The organism is Mesorhizobium sp. M7A.F.Ca.CA.001.10.2.1 (assembly GCF_003998575.1).
Taxonomy (GTDB): domain Bacteria; phylum Pseudomonadota; class Alphaproteobacteria; order Rhizobiales; family Rhizobiaceae; genus Mesorhizobium.
The window spans coordinates 1-2300 of the sequence record NZ_RZQY01000818.1 but is presented as its reverse complement, the minus strand read 5'-3'; the positions used below and the strand labels follow the sequence as shown (position 1 = coordinate 2300).

The following is a 2300-nucleotide window of genomic DNA, read 5'->3' as shown; positions in this document are numbered from 1 at the left end:
TCGCTCGGTGATGTCGTAGACGAAGATCGTGCGGCTGCCGTCGGCAAGCTCGGCGTCGATCGAGACACGATTGCCGGACAGCGACTGGCTGACCACCGTGGCGCCGACCGGCAGCACGATGTCGCCGTTGACCGGTTCGCCGGCGGGTGTCTGGATATCGCCGGCCAGCGGCGGGTTCGCCGGCGGTGCATTGCGCGCTTTGTAGACAAGGGCGCCGATCACCACCATAAGGGCGAGGAACAGCAGGCCGAGATTGATCCCGACGAAGCGGACGAGTTTCCTGCGCACCTTTTCGACCTCGGGGTCGAGCGGCTTATCCTGGTCTTCTTCGGCGATCGGGCTGGCCATGGCAAAACAGTTCCGGAACGGTTTTTCAATGAGCGCTCATAGCGAAGAGGCCCCTGAATTGATAGAGGCGGAACCGACAGTGCTGGTGGCGGGCGCGGATGCGGCCGGCCTGCGCCTCGACCAGTGGCTGGCCGCAAGCCTTGGCCCGGACATGTCACGCAGCCGCGTGCAGATGCTGATCAGGCAGGGCGCGGTCTCGGTCGACGGCAAGCCCGTCGACGAGACCAAGCGCAAGATGGCGCCGGGCGAGAGCGTGTCGGTTACCATGCCGGAGCCGGAGCCGGCGGAGCCGCAGGGCGAGAACATCGCACTCGATGTACTCTATGAGGACGACGAACTGATCGTCATCAACAAGCCGGCCGGGCTTGTCGTGCACCCCGGAGCGGGCAACTGGACCGGCACACTGGTCAATGCGCTGATCCATCATTGCGGCGACAGCCTTTCAGGAATCGGGGGTGTGCGCCGGCCGGGCATCGTCCACCGCCTCGACAAGGAGACCAGCGGCGTCATGGTCGTCGCCAAGACCGACCGCGCCCACAAGTCACTGTCCGAGGCTTTCGCCGATCACGGCCTGACCGGCGACTTGGAGCGTGCCTATCTGGCGCTGGTCTGGGGCATACCGCAGAGGCCGACCGGAAGGGTCGACGCGCCGCTCGGCCGCGCCGCCGACCGCGTGCGCCGTGCCGTGGTGCCGGAAGGACGCGACGACGCCCGCCATGCGGTCACCCACTTCACCGTGCAGGAGCGCTTCGGCGAGAGCCAACAGGAGTTCGCCACGGCCAGCCTGGTCGAATGCCGGCTGGAGACCGGCCGCACCCACCAGATCCGTGTCCACATGGCGCATATCGGCCATCCGGTGATCGGCGACCCCGATTACGGCCAAGCCTTCCGCACCAAGGCCAACCGGCTGCCCGAACCGCTGAAAAGCCAGGTCAAGGCATTTCCCCGGCAGGCTTTGCATGCCTGGCTCCTTGCATTTCGCCATCCCACTACCCATCTAACGATGAGGTTCGAGGCGCCGTTACCGAGGGACATGGAGGAACTCGTCGGCGGCTTCCGCAAGCTCTGAACCCGTCACCGACAAGCCATCAAAAAACCTGACTGACATTGTTCACTTCACCGTGACACACTGTTTCGTGTTGAACAAATGCCTGTCTTTTCTGGTTTTGTTCCTGTATAAGATCTGATGTCGCGGGCGAGCCTTTTGGTGCTCGCGTCACATGCCCGCCGCGTTTCGGGGGCATCACTCCAATAGAGAGGGGGCGCTATCATGGCCCAGTCACTACCCAGTATCGTTTCCGGCGAAGGCGGCCTCAGCCGCTACCTGGAAGAAATCCGCCGCTTTCCCATGCTGCAGCCGCAGGAAGAGTACATGCTCGCCAAGCGTTACGCCGAGCATGAAGACACCTCCGCTGCGCACAAGCTCGTCACCAGCCACCTCAGGCTCGTCGCCAAGATCGCCATGGGCTATCGCGGCTATGGCCTGCCGATCGGCGAAGTGATCTCGGAAGGCAATGTCGGCCTGATGCAGGCCGTCAAGAAATTCGAACCCGAGCGCGGCTTCCGCCTCGCGACCTACGCCATGTGGTGGATCAAGGCCTCGATCCAGGAGTACATCCTGCGCTCGTGGAGCCTGGTCAAGATGGGCACGACCGCCAACCAGAAGCGCCTGTTCTTCAACCTGCGCAAGGTGAAGGGCAAGATCCAGGCGCTCGACGACGGCGACTTGAAGCCCGACCAGATCACCGAGATCGCCACAAGGCTGAACGTTTCCGAAGCCGAAGTGGTGTCGATGAACCGCCGCCTGTCCGGCGACGCCTCGCTCAACGCCCCGATCCGGGCCAGCGAAGGCGAATCCGGCGAATGGCAGGACTGGCTGGTCGACGACCACGAAAGCCAGGAAGAGATGCTGATCGAGCAGGACGAGCTGGAAAACCGGCGCGGCATGCTGT

The 2300-nt window shown here is 63.7% G+C and carries 3 protein-coding genes; 2 read left to right on the top strand and 1 reads right to left on the bottom strand.

Translation table 11 applies throughout. The features are described from left to right. Positions 1 to 348, bottom strand: a 348-nt coding sequence (locus EN964_RS32140) for a fimbrial protein (RefSeq protein ID WP_127277256.1), incomplete at its 3' end; no start/stop codon positions are given. 28 nt (positions 349 to 376) lie between these two features. On the opposite strand from EN964_RS32140, the gene EN964_RS32135 reads away from it, so the two are divergent. Together EN964_RS32135 and EN964_RS32130 are read left to right on the top strand one after the other, a co-directional pair. Next, positions 377 to 1417: an RluA family pseudouridine synthase gene (locus tag EN964_RS32135; protein WP_127268032.1), complete on the top strand. Its 1041-nt coding sequence runs from the start codon at positions 377 to 379 to the stop codon at positions 1415 to 1417. Positions 1418 to 1618: 201 nt separating this feature from the next. Continuing rightward, positions 1619 to 2300, top strand: a 682-nt coding sequence (locus EN964_RS32130; protein WP_127277254.1) for an RNA polymerase factor sigma-32, incomplete at its 3' end; no start/stop codon positions are given.